This is a genomic window from Peribacillus sp. FSL K6-5616, from assembly GCF_038008245.1.
Lineage (GTDB): Bacteria > Bacillota > Bacilli > Bacillales > DSM-1321 > Peribacillus > Peribacillus frigoritolerans.
In genome coordinates this window covers 4,596,691-4,614,685 of the sequence record NZ_JBBOYT010000001.1, presented here as the reverse complement: position 1 = coordinate 4,614,685, position 17,995 = coordinate 4,596,691, and the positions used below count along the sequence as shown (strand labels likewise).

The following is a 17,995-nucleotide window of genomic DNA, read 5'->3' as shown; positions in this document are numbered from 1 at the left end:
TGAAATGATGTGACAAGCTAGTAGAGGCATATCCTCACAAACAGGTAAAGGCGGATTTTTTCATGGTATGGTTAGTATTAGTGGGTATTGGATTATTAGCGGGATCAATCGGCGCTCTTGTCGGTCTGGGCGGGGGCATCATCATCGTGCCTTCCCTTTTATATTTAGGTACATCTACAAATATTATCGATGAGCTGACTCCACAGGTCGCCGTTGGTGTTTCAACCGTAATCATGATTTTTACCGGCCTATCTTCCACTCTATCTTATTTAAAACATAAGGTGGTGGATTATAAGGCCGGCTTAATCTTTTTTATTGGCAGTGCACCTGGTGGAATAATGGGGGCCTATGTGAATAAAAACCTTAACGCCGAAGCTTTTTCATTGTACTTTGGAATTTTCATGGTTTTCATGGCCATCGTGTTATTAGTGAAAAATCGTTTGAAGCCCATGCTTTTCAAGCCTGGAAAAGGGAAAATAGTGAAAACGTATAAAACCGAAAATGGACATTCATTTTCCTATGGTTACCACCCCCTGTTAGCTGTATTGATTTCTTTTGTCGTGGGATTCAGCTCCGGGTTATTTGGAATTGGCGGCGGAGCCTTAATGGTACCCGTCATGATGCTTCTTTTCTTCTTCCCTCCGCATATGGCTGTAGCGACTTCGATGTTCATGGTATTTCTATCTTCCATCACTAATTCGATTACGCATATTTCCCTTGGAAATGTAAATTGGCCATATGCTTTTGCCCTGATTCCAGGTGCGTGGTTCGGTGCTAAATTGGGTGCATTCATAAATACGCGCCTAAAGAGTGCGTCGCTGGAAAATATGTTGAAAATAGTGCTGATAATCATTGGTTTACGTCTTATATACCAAGGCATTACAGGATAAACGAGGAGGAAAAATGATGTCAGAAATCATTCATTTATATCACACCAATGATCTCCATAGTCATTTTGAGAATTGGCCTCGTATTGATAAGTTTCTTAAAGAAAGAAGACAACTTCATCAAGAAACGGGAGAAGAAGCGATCATACTGGATATAGGCGATCATGTGGACCGCTGGCATCCATATACAGAAGGTACGTTGGGTAAAGGAAATATTGAACTGCTTAATGAAGCGGGCTACCAATATGTGACCATCGGCAATAATGAAGGGATCACTTTACCTCATGATGCGTTGGACTCCTTATATGATCATGCAAGGTTCAAGGTCTTGGCAGCCAATATTTATTACGGTGATAATGAAAGGCCGGAATGGGCGCTTCCATTTTGGATACATACAACGGTAAAAGGCACCAAAATCGCGATGATAGGTTTGACAGCCTTTTTTCAAAAGTTTTATTCTGCGATGGGCTGGGAAATAACGGAACCATTCATGGAGTTAAAGGCACAGCTTGAAAGGGTCAAAACAGAGGCGGATGTAATCATTATCCTTTCCCACCTGGGCATCCATGATGATGAGAGGATGGCAAGGGACTTTCCGGAGATTGACATTATACTTGGCGCGCATACCCACCACATCCTCCACCAAGGTAAATTGATCAATGACACACTCCTTTGCGGGGCAGGGAAATATGGTTTTTTTGTTGGACAGGTGGAAATGACCGTCAATCAGGAAAAGAAAATTAGCCAGAAGAGAGCCATTCTTTATGATACCAATGATTTTTTGGAATTGGAGAATGAACGGTCATGGATTGAAGAGATATACCAGGCCGGAGGGAAAACGCTAAAACAGGTTGCTGTGGACTTACCGATTGCACTGGATAATGATTGGTTCAAACGAAGTCCTTTGACGGAAATCCTTGGGGAGGCCCTAAGGGAGTGGAGTCAGGCGGATTGTTCCTTTTTGAATGCAGGTCTTCTCCTCGAAGGGCTTCCGAAGGGACCTGTCACAAAAGGGGATATTCACAGAATCTGCCCACATCCGATCAATCCTTGCGTCGTTGAAGTCGATGGGAATGAATTAAAGGAAATCTTAATGCAATCAAGAAATGAAGAGTGGCCTCATATTCAGGTGAAAGGTTTCGGTTTCCGCGGAAAAATCATGGGAGTCATGCATTATGATCAAATTGAATTTAACGAAATGGAGAATGGAATCGTAAAAGGGATCCTTATAAAAGGAGAGAAACTGCAGGCGGATAAGTCCTATAAATTGGCAATACCTGATATGTTCACGTTCGGGCACTTCTTTCCAAGTATCCATCGCTCCAATCGCAAGGAATACTTACTGCCGGAATTCTTACGGGATATCCTTTTATGGAAGCTGAAAAAAATATACACTAACCCCTGATACGAAATCACGGTTTTGCCCTTTTTTTCATAAAGTATGGGGAAGGAAGGGGCGAAACCAATTGATTAACATGATCCCAATAATTCTTGATAATCATACATTCCTAGCCATTTCTGTCCGACTGCCGAAAACGAATTTGCTTGCTGTCGCGTCTGAAAAAGGGTATATAATGTGCGGTGCGTTGGATGTTGGACTGCTGAACGATAAATTGAGAGATCGTAAAATCCTTGCAGGGAGGGCCACAGGAGTTAAATCGATTGAAGAGTTATTGGAAGCGCCGCTTGAATCAGTTACCTGGGAGGCTGTGGAAAAGGGCATACATCCAGGAATGATTGGTAAAGAGGCATTAATCAAAATGATTTGAAAAGGCGGGCTTTCTTTCTTCCGGAGGGGGCCTTATTTTTTTATCAAAGTAAATGCTGATATTTTTTCAATAAATATGTTCTAACAGATTCATTTATCAAAATATGTTCCGATAAAGCTTATAAAGGAAAGAATCGGTTTGAATTACAAATATTATGGGGAAACGGAGTACAAGTATGAGGCTAGCTATTACAAAGTCCCTAAGCCCTGGAGCAAGGCTCGGTAAAAACATCTATAATGAGCGGGGCCATATCCTATTGTGCGAGGGTCTTACATTAACGCAAAAGATGATCAATCGACTGGTTTCCCTTAATATTCCCTTTGTTTACATTCAAGATTCCAGGACGTATGACATTATTCCGAAGCCCCCAGTTTCCGGGAAACTTAGAAGAGAAGCCATTAATACGATTGAAACCACTTTCCTGGACATGAAAAATAAAATGAACCTGGATGGATCAATCACGATAGAGCAGGCTAACGTCAAATTAACTCAAATAGTCCGGAACATCATGGGCGAGCTGAAAAGGAATAAAGAGCTAATGACTTTATTGGCCGACGTTTATACATACGATGACTATATCTTCACACATTCCTTCAATGTGACCTTATATACCTTGGCGATCGGGTTGGAATTGAATATCAAAAATAAGAATCTCGAAATTCTTGGGCTTGGAGCGATTTTACATGATGTCGGCAAAATGCTCGTGCCTTTGGAAGTCCTCCGGAAACCCGGTAAGCTGACGGAAAAGGAGTTTGAACAAATCCAAAAACATGCCGATTACGGATTTCATCTAATTAAAAATGTTCATACCGTTTCACTTTTAGTTGCGAATTGTGCCTATCAGCATCATGAAAGGTTAGATGGATCTGGATATCCCCGTGGGATAAAAGGGGATGAAATCCATTATTTCGGCAAGATCATTGCCGTTGCCGATGTGTTTGATGCCGTTACTTCCAATCGGGTTTACCGTAAGGCCATGCTGCCGAATCAGGGATTGGAAGTCCTTTATGCCGGAGTCGGGAAAAAGTTCGACAATACGATCATCGAGGCTTTCCGGAGGGCGGTTGCCATTTATCCCAATGGTCTTTCCGTCGAATTGAATGATGGGAGGAAAGGGGTAGTATCCTCTCAAAATGAAGGGATAGGAGACCGCTCCATGATAAGGATACTTGAAGAAGATGGCGAGCAGATAAAAGAGCCCTACGAAGTGGACTTGAATAAAAACCTGCATTTGCTCATCATGAAATGTCTCGATATACAAGAACCAGCCTAACCTCAAGGATAAGCTGGTTTTTTCATTCCTTGTTTTCCTTCATGATGGCAGGTGCAACCGAACCATTTCCGTTACTGAAATAACTTGGAACATCACCTTCGATCAGCAGGCTTCCGACTGTCACTTCCTGACTCACCTTTGTCTCCTTTGTGAAAGAGGGGATGACGATTTGAATATTGACATCAAAGTCCACAATCAATTCATAATAAACATTATTGATGCCTGCGTTTGTCAGTTTTGTCCTCAAATCCGATTCAACATTCCCGATGACTGACATTTTCACTGGGATTTCAGGTCCGTAATTGGAAAGGAGGTTATTCCCGGTTACGACACCAAATGGTATATAATACACCACACTTTTATATTGTTCATCATTTATTTTGGCTGAACCTGTTTTAAAAGGGTTTCCCTGTTTGATGCCAAGCTTCTTTTGAATATCCTTCGTGATGTTAGCCCGCAATTCACTATATATGACTGGATTGAAGCTATAGGAAGAACTGGAGTCATCACCACCCTTGGTGTTGGTGATGATTTTGTTCATGTCAACCTTGGCTATATTCTCATCAACCGATTCATGAATCGTTTCGGTTGCAATCCGTTTGATTTCATATTCCGCTACACTCATGATCACGGGTTCGATCGATTTGTCCACGTACCAAAGAGTCATGATGCTTGATATGATGAACAGGATAAATGAATAGAGAAATACTTTTCGGGTGGGAAGAGGCCCCTTTTTTCGGAATTTCTTCGTTCGAAATCTTTTTCGGAACACGCTTTAGCCCCCTTTACTAATAACTATGCATCAAGTTCAGGGGTTTATGTTCGAATCAAAAAAAAGCAGCGTAAAATTCACGCCGCTCACTATTTCTTTTTGGCCAGATCTTTCCTTTCCCACAATTTTAAATAGGGGTAAGGGTCAAAGCTCCATTCTGTGATTCCGTTGTCTTTGTACATTCCGTAATGAAGGTGAGGAGGGAATTTTCCGGAAGTTCCTGGAGGGCCATAGCCTGTACTGCCGACACCCCCGATGACTTGTCCGGGCTCAACGATTTGTCCGACTTTCAACCCTTTGGCGAAGCCGCTTAAATGGGCAAAGTAATGATAGGTATTATTTAAATCCCGTATCCCGATCCTCCAACCTCCAAATTTATTCCAGCCTTTCATTTCAATGATTCCATAGCTCGTGGAACGAACGGGAAGGCTATAATCCGCAAAAATATCAGTGCCTTCATGGATTCTCCTTCCGCCCCATCCGCGAGCGCTTCCCCATGTATTCAAGTACGTATAATGAGTCCGTACTGGAACCGGGAAGGCCTTTTCATGCAGGTCCAACCGGCCGTATTTCTTATAAATCTCGGCATTGCCGATAATGATGCTGACGGCTTTATCGCGTTTATAATAATCCCACAAGCCGATCCGGATATTATCTTCATCTGCACCATATGCCTGGAGATGCTTCGAAAAAGCATACAATCGATCGGTATCATTAGTGATATCCGCTTTGCCATCACCATTGCCATCCTGGCCCAACCCATCAAAAAATGTGATCGTAAGCGGGTTCACATCGTTTAAGTCAGGATTGAGAGCTCCGCTCCATTTTGAAGGCTCGATGTGGATGCCTATAAAACCTTTTGACGGCTCTAAATCCCTTCGTGCAGCCCTTAGGCTGTGCTCATATTGATCTGCTCCAGCAAGGTAATACCACGGGATTTGGAGGGCAGCCTCCATATTTTTATATAGTGCCATTCTCCCGGCATAAACATCAGGGGCATCGGCAGCATTGGCGACTTGGCCTGGTGCCAAGATAAACAAACAAGTTATCGTTAGAAGGAATAATTTTTTCAACGGGGCAGGCTCCTTTCATGATATTCTCCGTTATTAAAAGACATCAGTCCATCCATCTTTTATAGTTTTGCTGATTTGGCAATAAACATGAAAAATAAATAATGGGAAACCAACTATAACTTGTATAAATGCTTTTTTATTGTTAAAGTAGGGTGTGTTAATTTCTATAGAATGGAGTGGCATTTTCATGTCTTCTACAAATAAAGAAATTCTTCGAAAACCAGATTGGTTGAAAATAAAGCTTAATACTAACGAAAATTACCTCGGTTTAAAAAATATGATGCGCGAGAAAAATCTTCATACTGTCTGTGAAGAGGCAAAATGTCCGAATATTCACGAATGCTGGGCAGTGAGAAGGACGGCTACTTTCATGATTCTAGGTGAAATCTGTACAAGGGCTTGCCGTTTCTGTGCAGTAACAACCGGACGTCCGAATGAATTGGACTGGGCTGAGCCGGAGCGTGTTGCCGATTCCGTTGTTTTGATGAATTTAAAGCATGTCGTCATTACAGCTGTTGCCCGTGATGATTTAAAGGATGGAGGCGCTGAAGTTTTCGCTGAAACGGTCCGTGCCATCCGCCGCAAAAATCCATTTACATCAATTGAAGTATTGCCGTCTGATATGGGCGGGGTGTTTGAAAATATCAAGACTTTGATGGATGCTAAACCGGATATCCTGAACCATAATATAGAGACTGTCAGAAGTTTATCGGACCGTGTACGGGCTCAGGCCAAGTATGATCGTTCATTGGAGCTTTTAAGAAGAGCCAAGGAACTGTATCCGGAAATACCGACTAAGTCCAGTTTAATGGTAGGTCTGGGTGAAACGCGGGAGGAAATCCTTGAGACCATGGATGACCTAAGGGCCAATAATGTGGATATCATGACGATCGGTCAGTATTTGCAGCCGACTAAAAAGCATTTAAAAGTGCTGAAATACTACACGCCTGAAGAATTTGCCGAACTGAAAGAACGTGCATTGGAAAAAGGATTCAGCCATTGTGAATCAGGTCCGCTTGTCCGTTCATCTTACCATGCGGATGAACAGGTTAATGCTGCGGCAAAACATAAGCAAAACAAAGGTGAAGAATTATTGAAATAGAGTGAAATAAAGGACCGAAAAAATTCGGTCCTTTTGTATTCAACGGTTATCCATTTTTTGATGGATGTTATCATGATGATCTCTTTTATCGTTGACCATTTCACCGTTTTCATTTTCTTCGCCACTCATTTTGTATCCTTGAGGCGACTTCAGCATTCTCTTGATGGTTTGTTCAATCGTATAGTCAATCCCTCTGCTGCCGGATTTCACTGTAGCGAAATTCTCGACATCCTGGGCAAGGTTTTGATAATCATCACTGACATAGACATGATAGTAGCGAGGCACGACGGACATGGCAGTCCGTTTAACTTGGTCTGCGGTTTCCGTCCGATCCTTGTTATTGGTATCATATACGACAAGAACTTCCTCATCAGTAACGAGGGTAGCGGCATCATTGACATTTGGAATCTGAACACTCAGTTTAGAAATGACATCAGAAAGTTGTTCACGGTCAATGGAAGCCGCTTTGTTTGAAATGTTACGGCCGTCAATGGTTGCACTATTTGTGCGGGTAAAACCGAAATCATCACTTTTATTGTCATTATTACGATAATCCTCATCATAATATTGAGTTGGATTATTTACGTTTGTTGGGTTACCGGCATTGTTTTTTGCACCTAGCCCCTGATCTTCTTCTTTATCAGCACATCCGGTTAGTGCAATAATCGAGCTTAAACCTATCGTTATTATCGTTTTTTTCATCAATAACACCCCCATAACTTTAGGATGAACATATTTCTCTATTTTTCGCTTAGTAATTGATGGGGAATCAGTTATAATTTAAAGAAGGAATGTATATATGAGAGGTGAAAACAATGATTAACATCAATAACATGACCTATGAAATAATCGAGGATGAAAGGGAAGGCTATAACGAAGAAGCCTTTAAAGCCAGATACAGCGAGATTTTAACGAAGTATGATTATATAGTGGGGGATTGGGGTTATGGGCAATTGAGGCTGCGTGGATTTTTTGATGATTCCAATCAGAAAGCGACCTTTGATACGAAAATAAGCACGCTTAGTGAATATTTATATGAATACTGTAATTTTGGCTGCCCTTATTTCGTCGTGAAGAAAATAAAGAAATAAAAAGGCCAGAATTCACTCTGGCCTTCCATGTTAAGAGTTACCATATCCTTTATATGGAGGCTGTTCGTCTTTTTCTGAATCATCATGTGTCGGATGAGCCCCAGGATATTGTCGAGGTATACCCTCATGTAACGATTTATTTTCATAATTAAAGGCACTTTGATATCGTTGCCCTTCCTGCCACGGGGTATTTTTATTCTGAACGGGTTCATCTTTTGCTATGGCTGATCCAAAAGGTCCTTCGGGAAATTCTTCAGGAATTAAATAATCCCTCTGTTTTTCGACATTGGAAAAATCGTGGTATTCTTCTTTGTCCAAGATAATCCCCCCTCATATAATCGTCTTACACTCAGTAGGTTTCCCGTTTAAGCTAAAAAACTTCAGCACTCAGACGATTTCCATTAAAAAGTGACGAAGTTCTTCGGCTTCCGCTTCCGACAATTGAAAGGCATGCTCAAGATAGCCTTCCTCTTCCAAATCATCAGGCCCAATAATCGCGAATCGGTTACTCTGCATATTTAAAACAAGCTTCTTTCCATAGAAACGATCGGTTGCCGTAATGGCCAGATCGAATCTTGATTCCTCTCCCATGAAGCTTATGAACCGGGTTTTTGAATCAACGACGTCATTGTATAAATAAAAGCGATCTTCCATAGTATCATTCCCTTCGTATCTTCACATTTATATTTCCATCATAACAAAGTGACTTCAATAGGGGAACATACATTTTTCGGGGCTACAGGCTGAAGAACTTCATCGATTAAATGAAAATGGCAAGAATATAAATGGAATCGGGGAGTGTACGTCTGCAAATGCACCCCCGTAGAAAAGGCAATGTGTGGTTGAAGGAATTGAGGGTAAGGGAGAAGCTATGGTATTATCAAGGAATAAGGTTGGTTCGGTACAGCGTTTTTGACTATGCCGCTCATTCAACCAATGATTCCCTATATCATCTTAGATCAGAAAGGATCTGGAAAAAATGTACTTTGTAGACCGCCAAAAGATTGAACAAATATTAGGTTTTCTTGAAAAGCAGCTTGGACTTTTCGAGGGGCAGGATAATTGGGATGGAGACCATTCGGAACTTATCGCTGAAAGGCTTATACAAACTTCCATCGATTCCGTGTTGGATGTAGGAAATGCGGTAATTGATGGTTTCATTATGCGTGATCCAGGAAGTTATGAGGATATTATCGATATCCTTCAAGATGAAAAAGTGATTTCAGAAGAAAAAGCGATGCAATTCAAAAAGGTTTTGCCATTAAGGAAAATGCTGGTACAAGACTTCATTGAAGTGGATCACAAAGAACTGCATGCCGTATTTTCGGAAAATATCGAGGCATTCAAGCAATTCCCTGATTTGGTGAGGAACTATTTAACGAATGAATTGGGACCTGTTTCAGCTTTTAAAAACTAGCAGCGTTAGGAAGGCGAATTTCAAATGAAGTCGTATAAAGGATATTTAATTGACTTAGATGGCACCATGTATCGCGGAACGGAACAAATTGCGGAAGCGGCAGGGTTTATTAATGACTTAAGGAAAAGGGATATCCCTTATTTGTTCGTCACCAATAATTCATCCCGGACTCCGGCACAGGTAGCGGATAAATTGAGAAGCATCGGCATATCGACGGAGGATGACCAGGTTTTCACGACAAGCATGGCCACTGCCAATTACATAGCTGAACAAAAGAAAGGTGCATCGGTCTATGTGGTGGGTGAAGAAGGCATCATCGAGGCTCTTAAGGAAAAGGGAATGAAGCTTGTGGAAGAGCATCCCGATTATCTGGTCATGGGCATCGACCGCGGCGTCAATTATGAAAAGTTGTCAAAAGCCTGTCTTGCTGTAAGAAATGGCGCTGTTTTCATTTCGACCAATGGTGATATTGCCATTCCTACCGAGCAAGGCCTTTTGCCGGGGAATGGTTCCTTGACCTCCGTTGTTTCCGTTTCGACCCAGGTACAGCCGATTTTCATTGGCAAGCCAGAATCCGTCATAGTGGAGCAAGCCCTAAGAGTATTGGGGGTTCCTAAAGAAGAGACAATCATGGTTGGAGATAACTATGATACGGATATCCTTGCCGGCATTAATGCTGGGATCGATACACTGCTTGTACATACTGGCGTAACGACAAAAGAACGTTTAAAGCAATATAAGGAGCAGCCTACGCATGTGGTGGACACCCTTGACTTATGGCGCTTTGAATGAAAAAAACCAGGTCTGCGAATTGAAATGTACCCTTTGTAAAGGACAGTTTAAAAAAAGCCTAGGCAGCTTGAAAAAGATGATTTCTGTATTGAACAGGAGTCATCTTTTTTAAATTCCATTGGTATCTGTAGTGATTGTAATACGTCATATATTGCTTAATTTCTTTTTTTAATTCATCTAAAGTTGAACATGCTTTAATAGAGGCTTCATCTTTAAAATGGCCAAAAAAAGATTCTTGAGGTGCATTATCCCAGCAGTTCCCGCGCCTTGACATCGACTGGCCTAATCCCAGTTTTTTTACTAATTTCTGAAAGTCCGGATGGGTATAATGAGTTCCCTGATCAGAGTGGATAAAGGCATTCTTTGCTTTGTGAAATCTTCGATTTTTCTTTAACTTGAGGAGGGTTTCCGTAGCCAGGTCCATGGTAATGCGATCTGATACATGGTAAGCCACAATTTCATTGGTCGAAGCATCCTTAATCGTTGATAGATAAGCTTTCTTTCCTTGGCCATAGAACAAATATGTGATATCTGTCAGTAGTATTTTACCTGGAACTTCCTGTTTGAATTCCCTCTTCAAAAGATTCGGCACCACACGGTGCTCGTGAGTGGCTTTCATCATTCGTCTGTACGGATTTGCCTTCCGAATAGGGCATATAATGCTGTACTTCTTCATGATTCGCCGGATACGCTTCAAATTATAGACAACATTAAATTGACCCGCCAAAGTCATTTTGATCTGACGAGCCCCTTTCTTACGATTTTTGAAATGGAATGCTTTTATGATGATTTCTTTCACTACCTCATCCTTTTCATCTTTTCGAATTCTTTTTTCCTGTGATTTCACTGAGAAGTAATTATAATAACCACTTCTTGAAACACCGACTATTTTACAAAGGTATTTCACCATATGTTTTAGTTGATATTTTTCAATCACGGAGCGAATTAGGATATATTTTTGGAAAGGAGGAAGAACTACTTCTTCATCCCCCTTTCTGCAAAACGAATCTTTTTTAACAGTTCGTTTTCTGCCTTTAGTAAGTTGATTTGTGCTTCTAAGCGAGCATTTTTCTCCTCTAGGGTAAGTTTTCTTTCCTTTTGGCGCCCTGAATTTCCTGCTCTAGTGTCACATAAACCAATAATCCCGTTCTTCTCGTAAACTGCTTGCCATCTCTTACTCGCTGATTTAATTCTTTCCGTCCCCAAAACCTCTACATCAAACCCAAATTCTTCAAATATTTGCCTTACGAACTTGCCTTTCTGTTTTTCCGCTATAAATATATGCTTAAATTCATCAGTATAAGTAATTCCTTTTGAACTTACAGATTTAACATAATTATTAGATGATAGTAGTTTGATTTCTTTCTCTGTAAAAAGCTTTTTACTCATAACCTTCTCCAGTCCCATGTTGTGTTTTCTCGTTGTGTTTCTTAATTATACAAAAAAGTACCCTATAGGAGACTTTTTTAGGTGTCTACTCTATAGGGTACAGTTTAAATGCAGCCCTGGTTTTTTTCATGTCGTGAATATCATTCGTTTATTATTCCGCATTTTCGGTTCTATGGGCAAGCCTGCTTGAAGCGGCAGCGGCAATTGCCCCAACGATATCATCTAAAAAGGTGTTCACCTTACCTGTGCTTTTATCATTTAAATATTTTAAGATACCCGGCTTTTGTTTATCGATGAAACCATAATTGGTAAAGCCGATGGACCCATAAACATTCACAATTGAAAAAGCCAATATTTCATCGACCCCATATAGGCCTTCATCTATTTCAATGATGCTCAGCAAAGGCTCCTCGAGCAGTTTTTTCTCAGCAAGAATATCCAACTGTATGCCGGTAAGGATGGCATTTTGGACCTCGCGTTTTGAAAGGACCCGTTCGACATTGTGAAGGCAATCTGACATTTGGAGGTTTTCATGGTAGCCGGATTGTAAATACATGACAAGCTCAGCGATATCCTCCAATTTCACTCCTCGTTCAATTAGCCATTTCCGAGCCGTTTTTTCAGACATTGATTGTTCAATATTAGCCATTTCATCACCCATTTCTCTATATTTTAAAGGGATATTTCTAATGCAGGTAGTTTGATTTGATTAAACTGAAAACCTATGGAAGATGTTTTGATTGGAATTTCTAAATAAGGTTTCGATAATCATTCAGAAAACGGGTTATTCCACATATATATAAGTATATGATGTCCAATATTTCTATTATATCCATTTGATGAAGGAGGCCATTCCATGATAGAAGAAATCATTTTTAATAATTATGGCATACAGGTGGAGCTTGAAGAAGCCAATGTCAGGTTTCCAAGCTTCCGTTCAGGAAATATGGTGTACAGTATCGTTCCTATTGAAAATATGGAGCAGGAGGAATTAGTGGAACGGTATAAAATGTCTCAACATCTGATTTCACAAGGTGATCGTCACGTATCCGCCTTTGTCCTTGCCAATCATGGAAGTTATGTTTCGGAAGCGGATGAACAATTATTCATCCTTCTCGCCAATCAGGCATTGGAAGGTCCGAGAAATTTCAACCCGGGGAGACGTCTGGCAAGATTCCATCAGCGTGGTCGAACGATTAATGAAACGATTCGAACATGTTCAAGGATCGGTAAATGGAAAGAGCTCTGGGAACAAAGGATCGATCAGTTAGAAAAGATTTGGCGGGATAAGCTCAACGCCCATCCTGATAACCAGTTTGAAAAATTATTTATAGAAACCTTTCCCTATTATATGGTCCTGGGTGAAAATGCGATTCAATATTTAGTCGACACGGAAATAGATGATACCCCGCAAATTGTCGATAGCGGAACGGTATGTTATGAACGTTTTTTACATGATACCTGGAAAAGCAATAAGTGGATGAAAAATCCGTTCGATTGGGTATTCGACCACGGAACCAGGGATGTCGCGGAATGGGTGAGGGAACATTATTTTCAAAATGTGCATACCCATCAGCGGGGCATTGGCCATTTCTTTCACGAATATCAGTCCATAGAACCCTTCTCCAGTTTTTCAGCCCGGTTGTTATATTCGAGGATGCTGTTTCCCATTCATTATTTTGAAACGGTGGAAGAGTATTTTTCAAAAACGACGGAATCAAGGTCGAATGAATTGGAGGATAAAATAGCTTCGATCACGAAATCCTCCCAACAATATGAGTTCTTCCTCAAACATTTTTATGAATTGGCAGAGGTCCCTGCCAAGCAATATGATTTGCCTAAAATTGACTGGATTTAGATAAAAACGGGAAAGAAATATGATTCATTCTTACTTACTATGTTATGATGATAACAAGATTTTTTAGAATAATTAGATATTTAATCAATGCGGAAGGATGGGATCATGAAAAGATTGATGATGGCCGCCCTTATAGCCTTTTTAATCATCCAAACGGCGAATCTTGCGAAAGCTGAATCGAAAACAAGTTGCGAATCGACTCAATTCAAGATTGTCATGAAGTCTGAAGCGGATGTGAAAGAAAAGGCGTCGGCTGCCAGTAAAACGTTAAATACGTATAAGAAAAATAAAGAATTATCGGCAAAGGGGAGAACTGGAAACTGGTATAAAATCTGTCACGCAAATAAGGCCGCATATATCAATATGGCAGATGTAAAAGAGGTTTTCAGTGCTGATGAAAAAGCTCTTCTGAAGAAATTCGATAGGAGGAAAGGCGTTAACCAAGTTGTATCGGCGACAGGTAAATCGATGAGTGATACGAAGGTCACGATCCAAACTTATGAGAAGAAACAAGGGGAATGGCGCCGGGCATTGAAGAAGATGGAGGGTGTCATTGGGAAGAACGGCTTCACGAAGAGCAAAAAAGAGGGGGATGGGAAATCCCCGGTTGGAATTTATTCCTTTGGTACGGCCTTTGGGAGCGAAACGAAGCCGGCCGGAATGAAAATGAGTTATAAGAAAACGACCAAATATGACTACTGGATTGATGATCAGACATCCAGGGATTATAACAAGTGGAAAACCTATAAAGGAAATCCTTCGGTTAAATGGAAGTCTTTTGAAAGGATGAATCATGAACTCTATAGGTATGGAGCGGTCATCAATTATAATACGGATCCCATCATAAAAGGAAAAGGCAGTGCAATCTTTCTCCATATATGGAGAGGGGATACAAAACCGACGGCGGGATGTACAGCCACGGCCGAAAGGAATGTCCTCAGTTTATTGAAGTGGATGGATCCCGTACAAAAGCCGCATATTGTAATGGGTACAAATGATTCATTGAAGAGCGTTAAGTAATAATCATAATAATCATCAAAATGGTTTTCCCATAAAAAAATTAACGTTACCCGTTCTTACTCGTTCAAGGGATGGACGAAAAAAGTTCGTGCATCCACCTTTTCTAACTATTGATAATTATGTGAATTAAACTTATAATGTCTACTATACAAATACAAATGTTTTCTACAGGCAAACAGTTTTTAAGGGGGAACCAAAATATGAAAGCCATCTCGATCGGTTTATTAGGGTTAGGTACAGTCGGATCAGGAGTCGTACAAATCATTGAAAGCCACCAGGACAAGCTCATGCATCAAGTGGGCTGTTCCATATCCATTAAGAAGATACTAGTGAAAGACACGACGAAGGAGCGGCTTGTCGCGGTCGAAAAAGGAATGTTAACGGACAATCCTGAGGATATCCTTTCGAATCCCGAGATTGATGTTGTAATAGAAGTGATGGGCGGAATTGAAGAAACACGCGGCTATCTAATAGAAGCGATAAAAAATAAAAAGCATATCGTTACGGCCAACAAAGACCTAATGGCTTTACATGGACCGGAACTGTTGGAATTGGCCACCGATAATCAATGTGATTTGTTCTATGAAGCAAGTGTTGCAGGGGGAATTCCGATTTTACGCGGTCTTGTCGATGGGTTATCTTCTGACCGCATCACGAAAATGATGGGAATCGTCAATGGAACGACAAACTTCATTTTAACGAAAATGAGCAAGGAAGGCAGAGCTTATGATGACGTATTGAAGGAAGCCCAGGAGCTGGGATTTGCTGAAGCCGATCCGACAGCCGATGTAGGCGGATTGGATGCGGCCCGTAAAATGGCGATCCTATCAACACTCGGGTTCTCAATGAACATTGGCTTGAATGATGTTGAGGTACAGGGCATTACCGAGATATCCGAAGAGGATTTGAGATATAGCAAGAAGCTTGGTTATACAATGAAATTGATCGGGGTCGCTTCCAGGGCAGGGGATAGGGTCGACGTAAGTGTCCAGCCTGCACTTCTTCCGGAAGCACATCCGTTGGCATCGGTAAATAATGAGTATAATGCTGTATACGTTTATGGGGAAGCCGTAGGGGAAACGATGTTTTACGGACCGGGGGCTGGCAGTCTTCCTACTGCGACTGCAGTCGTTTCGGATATGGTGACGGTCATCAAGAATATGAGGCTGGGCGTAAATGGCCGCAGTGCCGTTGCACCCCAGTACCCGAAACAATTAAAAGATGCCACTGAGATTTTCGCTAAATTCTTCATTCGGTTACATGTTCAGGATGAAGTTGGCGTTTTAGCCAAAATCACGAATTTATTTGCCGAGCACGGGGTAGGATTCGATAAAATCCTTCAATTGCCTCTGGATGAAAAGGAATCTTCCGAAATTGTATTAGTTACGCATACTGCCACAAAGGCTGCATTTGAGCAAATAATACAGAAATTAAATGATTACAATATGGTAAGAGAAGTGAAAAGCACATATAGAGTTGAAGGAGAGGACATCAAATGAGCTGGCAAGGACTTATAAGCACGTATAAAGATTTTTTACCCGTCAATGAAAACACGCCTGCACTAACCCTTTTGGAGGGCAATACACCTTTAATCAGACTGAATCGATTATCCGAAGAGTGGGGAATCGACTTACATGTAAAATATGAAGGGGCAAATCCAACTGGGTCATTTAAGGACCGCGGAATGGTCATGGCCGTCGCCAAAGCGATAGAAGAGGGCAGCGACACGATCATCTGCGCTTCCACAGGGAATACATCAGCAGCTGCAGCAGCTTATGCGGCCCGTGCCAACCTGCGTTGTATCGTCGTCATCCCGGAAGGTAAAATAGCGATGGGCAAGCTTGCCCAAGCCGTTATGTATGGAGCGGAAATCATCTCGATCGAAGGGAACTTCGACCAAGCTTTAAAAATCGTCCGTTCACTTAGTGAGAGTTCACCGATAACTCTTGTGAATTCGGTCAACCCATACCGGATTGAAGGGCAGAAGACAGCAGCTTTCGAAATTTGTGATTCTCTTGGCTCCGCACCGGATATTTTGGCGCTGCCAGTCGGGAATGCAGGGAATATAACGGCTTACTGGAAAGGCTTTAAGGAATATAACGAAGCGAAACAAACGGGCCTTCCTGAAATGAGAGGGTTCGAAGCTGAAGGATCGGCTGCAATTGTCCGGGACAGCATTATTGAAAATCCAGAAACGATTGCAACGGCCATCAGGATTGGAAATCCTGCAAGTTGGAAGTTTGCTGTGGAAGCGGCTAATGAATCCAAAGGCAAAATTGATGAGGTGACAGACGAAGAAATTCTGGAAGCCTATCATTTCCTTGCTAAAAAAGAAGGGGTATTTGCAGAGCCGGCATCATGTGCTTCCATTGCAGGTATCTATAAACAATTAAAAAGCGGTGAAATCAAAAAAGGAAGTAAGATTGTTGCTGTATTGACTGGAAATGGATTGAAGGATCCGAATGTGGCAGTCAATACAAGTACGATTCAACCTACATTGCTGCCAATGGATGAAGAAGTCATTTTAGAACATCTGCAGGGTGTGAAACAGGCATGAGTGCAGAATCAGAGATGTTCTTGATCCGTGTACCAGCAAGTACGGCCAACCTAGGCCCAGGATTCGATTCCATCGGCTTGGCGTTAGGGCTTTACTTGGAAATACACGGATCTTCATCAGATCATTGGGAAGTCGTCCCGCTTTCAGAGGAAATGTCTGTTTTTCCAAGGGATGATCGTAATTATATCGTCCAAATTGCCAAGGAAACGGCGGCTTCCTATGGAAAGGAACTATCCCCATGCCGGCTTTTCGTCTCTAGCGAAATTCCACTGGCGCGGGGGCTTGGAAGCAGTGCCTCTGCCATTGTGGCGGGAATTGAATTGGCGAACATCGTTGGTGAGCTTCATTTATCAAATGAGGAGAAGAATAGGCATGCTTCCCTCTTTGAAGGGCATCCCGATAATGCGGGGGCATCTGTGTATGGTGGATTGGTTGTGGGCCTTCATACGGAGGAAAGAACGGATGTCGTGTCGTTTCCAATCGAGGGAGTTAAGGTGATCGCTGTCATTCCCAATTTTGAATTGCTTACTGAGGATTCAAGAAATGTCCTTCCGAATTCGCTTTCCTATAAAGATGCGATAAGCGGGAGCGCAGCCGCAAATGTAATGCTTGCAGGAGTTCTATCGAAAGATTGGAAACTTGTTGGTGAAATGATGCAAAGTGATCGTTTCCATCAGCCATATCGAGCGGAGTTGGTCCCCCATTTAGCGCTTATAGAAGAAGTTGTCCTAAATGAAGGCGGATTTGGTGCGGCACTAAGCGGAGCGGGTCCAACTGTTTTATGCTTGGCATCTCAAGAAAAAAGTGAAGGTTTGCTCACTGGATTGAAGAATAGATTTCCGGAATTCCTTGTGAAGGAATTGGAAATCGATAATGATGGAAGTTATACGGCAATCCTTTCTGAACAGGAAAAAAAGGAATTGAAGTTTTTGAAATCATGAGCCGTGTTCATTTGCCGTCCATATAAAAAAGCTGACCCGTGTCAAGCCGTATCA

The 17,995-nt window shown here is 41.7% G+C and carries 20 protein-coding genes; 13 read left to right on the top strand and 7 right to left on the bottom strand.

What is annotated here, in order from left to right; translation table 11 throughout:
- Positions 1 to 62: 62 nt before the first annotated feature.
- The 4 genes from MHB45_RS22465 (at position 63) to MHB45_RS22450 (ending at position 3,929) form a co-directional block, all read left to right on the top strand.
- Positions 63 to 890 carry a sulfite exporter TauE/SafE family protein gene (locus tag MHB45_RS22465; protein ID WP_048688231.1) on the top strand — a complete coding sequence of 276 codons (828 nt, stop codon included), beginning with the start codon at positions 63 to 65 and terminating at the stop codon, positions 888 to 890.
- A gap of 16 nt (positions 891 to 906) precedes the next feature.
- Positions 907 to 2,292 (top strand): bifunctional metallophosphatase/5'-nucleotidase, encoded by a 1,386-nt coding sequence (locus MHB45_RS22460; RefSeq protein ID WP_048688234.1) that lies wholly within the window; start codon positions 907 to 909, stop codon positions 2,290 to 2,292.
- Between the two features lie 61 nt (positions 2,293 to 2,353).
- Positions 2,354 to 2,656, top strand: a complete 303-nt coding sequence (locus tag MHB45_RS22455) for a YunC family protein (protein WP_034310161.1) — start codon at positions 2,354 to 2,356, stop codon at positions 2,654 to 2,656.
- A gap of 175 nt (positions 2,657 to 2,831) precedes the next feature.
- Positions 2,832 to 3,929, top strand: a complete 1,098-nt coding sequence (locus tag MHB45_RS22450) for an HD-GYP domain-containing protein (protein WP_048688238.1) — start codon at positions 2,832 to 2,834, stop codon at positions 3,927 to 3,929.
- A 22-nt stretch (positions 3,930 to 3,951) separates the two neighbouring features.
- Here the strand turns inward: MHB45_RS22450 and yunB are convergent, their stop codons facing one another.
- Positions 3,952 to 4,701, bottom strand: coding sequence for a sporulation protein YunB (gene yunB / locus MHB45_RS22445; protein WP_048688241.1), 750 nt, complete (start codon positions 4,699 to 4,701; stop codon positions 3,952 to 3,954).
- A gap of 89 nt (positions 4,702 to 4,790) precedes the next feature.
- A complete protein-coding gene (locus MHB45_RS22440) occupies positions 4,791 to 5,774 on the bottom strand; it encodes a M23 family metallopeptidase (RefSeq protein WP_048688244.1) in 984 nt (327 codons plus the stop codon).
- Positions 5,775 to 5,961: 187 nt separating this feature from the next.
- Between MHB45_RS22440 and lipA the strand changes: the two genes are divergently transcribed.
- Positions 5,962 to 6,876 (top strand): lipoyl synthase, encoded by a 915-nt coding sequence (lipA, locus tag MHB45_RS22435; RefSeq protein ID WP_048688246.1) that lies wholly within the window; start codon positions 5,962 to 5,964, stop codon positions 6,874 to 6,876.
- Positions 6,877 to 6,915: 39 nt separating this feature from the next.
- Here lipA and MHB45_RS22430 read toward each other — a convergent pair whose 3' ends face one another.
- Entirely contained in the window at positions 6,916 to 7,578 is a 663-nt protein-coding gene (locus tag MHB45_RS22430; RefSeq protein ID WP_048688249.1) for a YhcN/YlaJ family sporulation lipoprotein, read from the bottom strand.
- A gap of 113 nt (positions 7,579 to 7,691) precedes the next feature.
- On the opposite strand from MHB45_RS22430, the gene MHB45_RS22425 reads away from it, so the two are divergent.
- Positions 7,692 to 7,967: a YutD family protein gene (locus tag MHB45_RS22425; protein ID WP_034310177.1), complete on the top strand. Its 276-nt coding sequence runs from the start codon at positions 7,692 to 7,694 to the stop codon at positions 7,965 to 7,967.
- 30 nt (positions 7,968 to 7,997) lie between these two features.
- On the opposite strand, the gene MHB45_RS22420 is transcribed toward MHB45_RS22425, so the two are convergent.
- Positions 7,998 to 8,285, bottom strand: coding sequence for a cytosolic protein (locus MHB45_RS22420; protein ID WP_134782572.1), 288 nt, complete (start codon positions 8,283 to 8,285; stop codon positions 7,998 to 8,000).
- A gap of 69 nt (positions 8,286 to 8,354) precedes the next feature.
- Positions 8,355 to 8,621 (bottom strand): DUF3055 domain-containing protein, encoded by a 267-nt coding sequence (locus MHB45_RS22415; protein ID WP_034310182.1) that lies wholly within the window; start codon positions 8,619 to 8,621, stop codon positions 8,355 to 8,357.
- Between the two features lie 325 nt (positions 8,622 to 8,946).
- Between MHB45_RS22415 and MHB45_RS22410 the strand changes: the two genes are divergently transcribed.
- Positions 8,947 to 9,384: a DUF86 domain-containing protein gene (locus MHB45_RS22410; RefSeq protein WP_048688255.1), complete on the top strand. Its 438-nt coding sequence runs from the start codon at positions 8,947 to 8,949 to the stop codon at positions 9,382 to 9,384.
- A gap of 24 nt (positions 9,385 to 9,408) precedes the next feature.
- Positions 9,409 to 10,176: a TIGR01457 family HAD-type hydrolase gene (locus tag MHB45_RS22405; RefSeq protein ID WP_048688258.1), complete on the top strand. Its 768-nt coding sequence runs from the start codon at positions 9,409 to 9,411 to the stop codon at positions 10,174 to 10,176.
- A 58-nt stretch (positions 10,177 to 10,234) separates the two neighbouring features.
- Here MHB45_RS22405 and MHB45_RS22400 read toward each other — a convergent pair.
- Together MHB45_RS22400 and MHB45_RS22395 are read right to left on the bottom strand one after the other, a co-directional pair.
- Positions 10,235 to 11,565 (bottom strand): IS3 family transposase gene (locus MHB45_RS22400; protein ID WP_226990452.1). Its coding sequence is split into 2 segments (ribosomal slippage): positions 10,235 to 11,193 and positions 11,193 to 11,565, totalling 1,332 coding nucleotides; the frame shifts between segments, so codons are not numbered across the junction.
- A 151-nt stretch (positions 11,566 to 11,716) separates the two neighbouring features.
- Positions 11,717 to 12,214 carry a phosphatidylglycerophosphatase A family protein gene (locus MHB45_RS22395; protein ID WP_034311650.1) on the bottom strand — a complete coding sequence of 166 codons (498 nt, stop codon included), beginning with the start codon at positions 12,212 to 12,214 and terminating at the stop codon, positions 11,717 to 11,719.
- 207 nt (positions 12,215 to 12,421) lie between these two features.
- Between MHB45_RS22395 and yutH the strand changes: the two genes are divergently transcribed.
- The 5 genes from yutH (at position 12,422) to thrB (ending at position 17,941) form a co-directional block, all read left to right on the top strand.
- Entirely contained in the window at positions 12,422 to 13,423 is a 1,002-nt protein-coding gene (gene yutH / locus MHB45_RS22390; RefSeq protein ID WP_048687329.1) for a spore coat putative kinase YutH, read from the top strand.
- A 105-nt stretch (positions 13,424 to 13,528) separates the two neighbouring features.
- Positions 13,529 to 14,443, top strand: a complete 915-nt coding sequence (locus MHB45_RS22385) for a L,D-transpeptidase family protein (protein WP_226990518.1) — start codon at positions 13,529 to 13,531, stop codon at positions 14,441 to 14,443.
- Positions 14,444 to 14,643: 200 nt separating this feature from the next.
- Positions 14,644 to 15,942, top strand: coding sequence for a homoserine dehydrogenase (locus MHB45_RS22380; protein ID WP_048687328.1), 1,299 nt, complete (start codon positions 14,644 to 14,646; stop codon positions 15,940 to 15,942).
- Entirely contained in the window at positions 15,939 to 17,000 is a 1,062-nt protein-coding gene (gene thrC / locus MHB45_RS22375) for a threonine synthase (RefSeq protein WP_048687326.1), read from the top strand. The genes MHB45_RS22380 and thrC overlap by 4 nt, the downstream gene beginning before the upstream one ends.
- Positions 16,997 to 17,941 carry a homoserine kinase gene (thrB, locus tag MHB45_RS22370; protein WP_048687324.1) on the top strand — a complete coding sequence of 315 codons (945 nt, stop codon included), beginning with the start codon at positions 16,997 to 16,999 and terminating at the stop codon, positions 17,939 to 17,941. Before thrC ends, thrB begins: the two co-directional genes overlap by 4 nt.
- Positions 17,942 to 17,995 lie beyond the last annotated feature (54 nt).

Coding starts and splice junctions, on each gene's coding strand:
- MHB45_RS22465 (WP_048688231.1), top strand. CDS start 63: ATGGTATGGTTAGTATTAGTGGGTATTGGATTATTAGCGGGATCAATC.
- MHB45_RS22460 (WP_048688234.1), top strand. CDS start 907: ATGTCAGAAATCATTCATTTATATCACACCAATGATCTCCATAGTCAT.
- MHB45_RS22450 (WP_048688238.1), top strand. CDS start 2,832: ATGAGGCTAGCTATTACAAAGTCCCTAAGCCCTGGAGCAAGGCTCGGT.
- lipA (WP_048688246.1), top strand. CDS start 5,962: ATGTCTTCTACAAATAAAGAAATTCTTCGAAAACCAGATTGGTTGAAA.
- MHB45_RS22430 (WP_048688249.1), bottom strand. CDS start 7,578: ATGAAAAAAACGATAATAACGATAGGTTTAAGCTCGATTATTGCACTA.
- MHB45_RS22425 (WP_034310177.1), top strand. CDS start 7,692: ATGATTAACATCAATAACATGACCTATGAAATAATCGAGGATGAAAGG.
- MHB45_RS22415 (WP_034310182.1), bottom strand. CDS start 8,621: ATGGAAGATCGCTTTTATTTATACAATGACGTCGTTGATTCAAAAACC.
- MHB45_RS22410 (WP_048688255.1), top strand. CDS start 8,947: ATGTACTTTGTAGACCGCCAAAAGATTGAACAAATATTAGGTTTTCTT.
- MHB45_RS22405 (WP_048688258.1), top strand. CDS start 9,409: ATGAAGTCGTATAAAGGATATTTAATTGACTTAGATGGCACCATGTAT.
- MHB45_RS22395 (WP_034311650.1), bottom strand. CDS start 12,214: ATGGCTAATATTGAACAATCAATGTCTGAAAAAACGGCTCGGAAATGG.
- yutH (WP_048687329.1), top strand. CDS start 12,422: ATGATAGAAGAAATCATTTTTAATAATTATGGCATACAGGTGGAGCTT.
- MHB45_RS22385 (WP_226990518.1), top strand. CDS start 13,529: ATGAAAAGATTGATGATGGCCGCCCTTATAGCCTTTTTAATCATCCAA.
- MHB45_RS22380 (WP_048687328.1), top strand. CDS start 14,644: ATGAAAGCCATCTCGATCGGTTTATTAGGGTTAGGTACAGTCGGATCA.
- thrC (WP_048687326.1), top strand. CDS start 15,939: ATGAGCTGGCAAGGACTTATAAGCACGTATAAAGATTTTTTACCCGTC.
- thrB (WP_048687324.1), top strand. CDS start 16,997: ATGAGTGCAGAATCAGAGATGTTCTTGATCCGTGTACCAGCAAGTACG.